A 6,009-nucleotide genomic window follows, 5' to 3' on the forward strand; every position below is an offset into this window, starting at 1 on the left:
GCAGAGCACGCGCTCCGCTCATGTTATAGAAATGATATACGGACATATTGCCTATAGGATACAGGACTAGGATATAGGATTCACACGGGAAATACCGTGACTGACTCACAAAACCGCGCGCACCTCACTTGATGAAGCGGTCAATAGCCCGGTTGAGCTGGTCCAATGCCTCTTGGTCGTTGTCGCGCACGGCATCGACGATGCAGTGCTCGAGATGGTCCTTGAGGATGATGCGGCTGACGCCCTTGATGGCGCTGTCGACCGCCGAGAGCTGCACGAGCACCTCGCTGCAGTCGCGCCCGTCCTCGATCATGTGCTTGATGGATTCGAGGTGGCCGATGAGCCGCGCCATGCGGTTGAGCACCGCCTTCGTCTGCGTGTGGCTGTGCTGATGGCCGTGCGCGCCATGTGTATGGTGGAGCACCGTGCCATCGGCCAGCACATGGATATGTTCCGTATGTCCATCCTGTCCATGATGTCCATTGTCCTGATTTCGATTGTTCTCGTTCATTCGCTTCAGTATCACCTGCCTGGTATTCTCGTTGCAAAGGACTATTGTCTATATTCGTGTTTTACTTCTGTTTTTCCTTCTTTCCCGCAATAAAAAAATCTCCTCATCAAGAGGAGATCTTTTTATGGTCAGCGGGGAAATCAGTCAACCGAGAGGGTCACCGTCTCACCGTTGATGTTCCACTCTTTCTCGTGGCCGGACGTCGTGCCGTACGTGACTTCGTCAGCGAGCGTGATGTCCTTGAGGAAGCTCTCGTTCTTCTTGACGAGGTTCTCGAGCTTCTCGTTGCCCTTGAGGCCGACCTTGATGTGATCCGTGACCTCATAGCCATTTTCCTTGCGCATCGTCTGGACCTTGCTGATGATCTCGCGGACAAAGCCCTCTTCGAGCAGCTCTTCGCTGAGCGTCGTCTCCAGCGCAATCGTCACGCCGTTGTAGCGCTGGCAGTTGAAGCCCTCCGTCTGGGCCATCGTGACCTCGACGTCTTCCGGCAGCAGCGTGACATCGCCATCCGGCAATGCGACGACGAGCTTGCCCGTCGTGTCGAGCTCTTCCTTGGCTTTGTGGCCGTTGACCGCCTTCAGAGCCTTCTGGATGGCGCCCATCTTCTTGCCAACCTTTGGTCCGAGGACACGGAACTGCGGCTTGAAGCTGTACGTGAGGTATGCCTCCATATCGTCCGTGAAGACAACTTCCTTGACGTTGAGCTCCTCTTCGACGATTTCCTTGTAGAAGTCCGGCAGCACGACAGGTGCCTTGACAAACATCTTGCCGATTGGCTGACGGTTCTTGATGTTGGCCTCATTGCGCGCAGCGCGGCCGAGCACGACGATCTCGAGGACCTCGCCCATGTTCTTCTCGAGCTCCTTGTCGATATGTGCCTCATTGGCCTTCGGGAAGTCGCAGAGATGGACGGATTCCGGTGCCTTCTCATCGATGCTGCAGACGAGGTTGCGGTAGATGGACTCCGTCATGAACGGAATCATCGGTGCAGCGGCCTTGGCCGTCGTGACGAGTGCCGTGTAGAGCGTCATGTAGGCATTGATCTTGTCCTGTTCCATGCCCTTTGCCCAGAAGCGGCTGCGGCTGCGGCGGACGTACCAATTCGAGAGCTCGTCGACGAACTCCTCGAGTGCCTTGGCGGCTTCCGTCACGCGGTAGTTCGAGAGGTCGTAGTCGACGTCCTTGACCATCGTGTTGAGGCGCGAGAGGCACCACTTGTCCATGACTGGCAGCTTATCGTAGTCGAGCGTGTACTTCGTCGCATCGAAGTTGTCGATGTTGGCGTAGAGCACGAAGAACGCGTACGTATTCCAGAGCGTGCCCATGAACTTGCGCTGGCCTTCCTGGACGGCATCGTCGTGGAAGCGGTTCGGCAGCCACGGTGCGCTGTTCTCGTAGAAATACCAGCGGATGGCGTCAGCGCCGTGCTTCTGCAGTGCCTCCATCGGGTCGACGGCATTGCCCTTCGACTTCGACATCTTGCGGCCTTCCTTGTCCTGGACGTGGCCGAGGACGATGACATTGCGATACGGTGCCTTGTGGAAGAGCAGCGTCGAGATGGCGATGAGCGAGTAGAACCAGCCGCGCGTCTGATCGACAGCCTCCGAGATGAAGTCCGCCGGGAAGCGCTTCTCGAAGATCTCCTTGTTGTCGAACGGATAATGCCACTGCGCGAATGGCATGGACCCCGAGTCAAACCAGCAGTCGATGACTTCCTTGACGCGGTGCATCTCCTTGCCGCACTCCGGGCACTTAATCGTGACCTTGTCGATGTACGGACGGTGCAGCTCGATATCATCCGGACAGTTCGAGCTCATGGACTTGAGTTCCTCGATCGAGCCGATGACATGCTGATGGCCGCATTCGCACTGCCATACCGGCAGCGGCGTGCCCCAGTAGCGGTTGCGCGAGAGGCCCCAGTCCTGTACATGCTCGAGCCAGTTGCCGAAGCGGCCCTCGCCGATGGACTTCGGGATCCAGTTGACCGTCTTGTTGTTGGCGACGAGCTCGTCCTTGACGGCCGTCATCTTGATGAACCAGGTCGGGAACGAATAGTAGAGCAGCGGCGTATCGCAGCGCCAGCAATGCGGATAGCTGTGCGTGAATTCCGGAGCCTTGAAGAGCAGCCCCTTCTTCTCGAGGTCTGCGAGGATCAGCGGGTCAGCCTTCTTGACGAAGAGGCCCGGCCAATCCGTCTCAGCCGTGAGCTCGCCCTTGCTGTTGACGAGATTGACAAAAGCGACGCCGTACTTCTGGCAGACGCGGTTATCGTCTTCGCCATATGCCGGAGCCATGTGGACAATGCCCGTGCCGTCTTCCGTCGTGACGTAGTCATCGCAGGTCACGATGAATGCCTTCTTGCCGCGCTGGTTCTTGACCTTCTCGACAGCGTACGGATAGAGCGGCTCATACTCGCGGTACTCGAGATCCTTGCCCTTATAGCGCTCGAGGATCTGGCGCTCGCCTTCGACACCCTCGAAGACCTTGTCGACGAGTGCCTCAGCGAGGACGTACTTCTTATCGCCGACCTGTACCTTGACGTAGTCGACCGCGGGGTTCACGCAGAGCGCCATGTTCGACGGCAGCGTCCACGGCGTCGTCGTCCAGGCGAGGAACGAGTAGTCGCCGTCCTTGGCCTTGAACTCGACCATAGCCGAGCGCTCCGTGACATCCTTGTAGCCCTGTGCCACCTCGTGCGAGGAGAGCGGTGTGCCGCAGCGCGGGCAATACGGGACAACCTTGTAGCCCTCGTAGAGCAGGCCCTTCTTCCAGATTTCCTTGAGTGCCCACCACTCCGACTCGATGAAGTCGTTCTCATAGGTGATGTACGGGTGCTCCATGTCAGCCCAGAAGCCGACGACATCGGAGAACTCCTCCCACATGCCCTTGTACTTCCAGACGGACTCGCGGCACTTCTTGATAAACGGCTCGATGCCATATGCCTCGATCTGTTCCTTGCCGTTGATGCCGATCTGCTTCTCGACTTCGAGCTCGACCGGCAGGCCGTGCGTATCCCAGCCAGCCTTCCTGAGGACCTTCTTGCCCTTCATCGAGGCGAAGCGCGGCAGCATGTCCTTGATGACGCGCGTCAGGACATGGCCGATATGCGGCTTGCCGTTGGCCGTCGGCGGGCCATCGTAGAACGTGAAGGTATCGCAGCCCTCGCGCTGGTCGATTGCCTTCTGAGCGATGTCATGTGCTTTCCAGAACTCGCGGATCTCCTTCTCGCGTTCCACGAAATTCAAGTTCGTATCTACTTTCTTATACAAACAGAATGCCTCCTCACATATGAAAAGCCTGCACCCAAATAGGATGCAGGCTCATGATACCTACAGGATAACCACCTATTTCCACGCACCACCATGCGCTGTCCCGTAACGGGGGATGCCGGCAAGGCTTACTCGATTCGTTCAGCCCGCTGCTCCGGAGTGATTTTCCCCTGCAGGTACGCACGCCCGGCTCTCACCTTTCCCGGTTCGCTTCCGCTCTCTCTGCAGTCTACTCTCTCCATCGATGCATTTACATGTTGACAGGCTTTATTGTACCACAGGGATGGACAGATTTCAAATACATTTTGAGCGTTCCTAGGCTCTCTTCTCAAGCCATCCGCTTTACGCTATAATGAAGGTTGTTTGAGCAAACAAGAACACTGAAAAGGAAGGGATCTCATGCATCAGTATCTTTTCTATATCGGAGACTTCCCGATACGGGCCTACGGCCTCGTGCTGTCTCTCTCCATCATCCTCGCGACAGGCGTCGGCTACTTCCTGACAAAGGCGGACGGCCGCGGCTACGAGAAGTACATCGTCGACCTCGGCATCTACTGCGGCGTCGCTGGACTGCTCGGCGCGCGCCTCTGGGACGTCTTCTTCTTTGACTGGGATTACTACGGCCATCATCTGACCGAGCTGCTGAACGTCTGGCAGGGTGGCATGGCCATCCAGGGCGGCGTCTTCCTCGGCGTGCTGACGGGCGTCTGGTACTGTCACCGCCATCATCTTGACACCGTCCACCTCATGGACGTGCTCGCACCGGCCATCATCCTCGGCCAGGCGCTCGGCCGCTGTGCCAACCTACTGAACGGCGACGCCTTTGGCGCACCGACGGGCAGCTCATTCGGCATCATCTATCCGACGACCACGCTCGCCTACCACACGTACGGCGACCAGCCGCTCTGGCCGGCTGAAGTCTGGGAAGGACAGCTCGACGTCGTTATCTTCGCACTGCTCTTGCTCTTCCGCACGACAAACCACGCCAAGGGCCAGTGCTTCGCCCTCTACGTCATGCTCTACAGCCTCGCGCGCTTCGGGCTCGAATTCCTGCGCGGCGATTACACCGAAAAAGTGCTCGGCCTCGTCACGAGCGCCCAGGCCACGAGCATCACCGCCTTCCTGATTGCCGCCATCTTCTTCATCGGTCTCCAGCTCTATGGAAAGAAACCGAAAAAAATCAGAACGAATCCCGGCCATAAAGTTTGACGGAACCGAATCCCATCTACTATAATGGAACATGGAATCATAAAAAATGCATGAAGGAGTAACGAATTCATGAAAATCTTAGCACGTCATCTCACCGTCGATCTCTTCAACTGCAAGAACAGCAAACTCAAAGATATCGACCAGATCAAAGACTATATAGCAGAACTGCCCGAACATTTCACGCTGACGAAGATCTCCGAGTGCTCCGAGCACCTGACGGATGAGCACTACGCCATCATGATGCTCTTCCGCGAGGGACACATGGTCCTGCACGTCTACACCAAGCTCAAGTACGTCGCCATCGACATCTTCCTCTGCCAGGAAAACGCCGAACCAGAGCACATCGCCAAGGACATGCGCGATTTCTTCAAACCGGACAAGACGAAGACCACGCTCTTGAAGCGCGGCGACTTCGGTTCCGCCAAAGACATCCGCCCCAAGGTCAAGACGCGCGTCGCTCCGCTGCGCAAGATCCACAACACGGGCGCCAAGGTCCTGCGCGTGCTAGCCCGCCGCAACCGCCAGTAAACAATCCGTCTCATCCACACATGATAAAGGGCTCTGCCTCAAAGCATTTACTTTGGAGCAGAGCCCTTCTTGTATCGTAAGCGCTAAATCACCCGGTGTATCAATCGACTGCTTTGATAGCTCACCTTTTCATGGTACTGTCAATATTCTTTCGCAAAATCATGAACCGCATCCTCGTTGCAATTAGTCAAGGATGGTCTCGGCATCACATCCATATAGATGCTTCATGTCCATATATTTTTTTGCGCCCCATTGGGAACTCACGACATGACGTAATCTGGCGCAGACGAGCATCAACGCACTCTCTCCATCAGGGAAGGTGCCAATGACGCGCGTCCGGCGACGAATCTCCCGGTTGAGGCGTTCTATGGTGTTGTTGGTACGGATTTTCTTCCAGTGTTCTTCCGGAAAGTCCATGTACGTCAAGGTCTCAGCAATGCCATCCAGCAGCTTGTCGGCTGCCTTGTTCAGCTTCATCCTGCGGAGCTT

At 56.6% G+C, this 6,009-nt stretch carries 5 protein-coding genes; 2 read left to right on the forward strand and 3 right to left on the reverse strand.

Annotated elements, in window-relative coordinates; translation table 11 throughout:
* Positions 1 to 124 precede the first annotated feature (124 nt).
* Together T518_RS08230 and ileS are read right to left on the reverse strand one after the other, a co-directional pair.
* Complete coding sequence (locus tag T518_RS08230; protein ID WP_051652259.1) at positions 125 to 511, reverse strand: metal-sensing transcriptional repressor; 387 nt, start codon at positions 509 to 511, stop codon at positions 125 to 127.
* A gap of 140 nt (positions 512 to 651) precedes the next feature.
* Positions 652 to 3,783 (reverse strand): isoleucine--tRNA ligase, encoded by a 3,132-nt coding sequence (ileS, locus tag T518_RS08235; RefSeq protein ID WP_036378097.1) that lies wholly within the window; start codon positions 3,781 to 3,783, stop codon positions 652 to 654.
* A gap of 399 nt (positions 3,784 to 4,182) precedes the next feature.
* On the opposite strand from ileS, the gene lgt reads away from it, so the two are divergent.
* Both lgt and T518_RS08245 read left to right on the forward strand, forming a co-directional pair.
* A complete protein-coding gene (gene lgt, locus T518_RS08240) occupies positions 4,183 to 4,992 on the forward strand; it encodes a prolipoprotein diacylglyceryl transferase (RefSeq protein ID WP_005838766.1) in 810 nt (269 codons plus the stop codon).
* A gap of 69 nt (positions 4,993 to 5,061) precedes the next feature.
* Positions 5,062 to 5,520, forward strand: a complete 459-nt coding sequence (locus T518_RS08245; RefSeq protein ID WP_036378103.1) for an S-adenosylmethionine decarboxylase family protein — start codon at positions 5,062 to 5,064, stop codon at positions 5,518 to 5,520.
* Positions 5,521 to 5,703: 183 nt separating this feature from the next.
* Here T518_RS08245 and T518_RS08250 read toward each other — a convergent pair.
* The coding region (locus T518_RS08250; protein ID WP_036378134.1) for a transposase at positions 5,704 to 6,009 on the reverse strand (306 nt) is incomplete at its 5' end.

The sequence above is a fragment of the Mitsuokella jalaludinii DSM 13811 genome (assembly GCF_000702905.1).
Lineage (GTDB): Bacteria > Bacillota > Negativicutes > Selenomonadales > Selenomonadaceae > Mitsuokella > Mitsuokella jalaludinii.

Coding starts and splice junctions, on each gene's coding strand:
- lgt (WP_005838766.1), top strand. CDS start 4,183: ATGCATCAGTATCTTTTCTATATCGGAGACTTCCCGATACGGGCCTAC.
- T518_RS08245 (WP_036378103.1), top strand. CDS start 5,062: ATGAAAATCTTAGCACGTCATCTCACCGTCGATCTCTTCAACTGCAAG.
- T518_RS08230 (WP_051652259.1), bottom strand. CDS start 511: ATGAACGAGAACAATCGAAATCAGGACAATGGACATCATGGACAGGAT.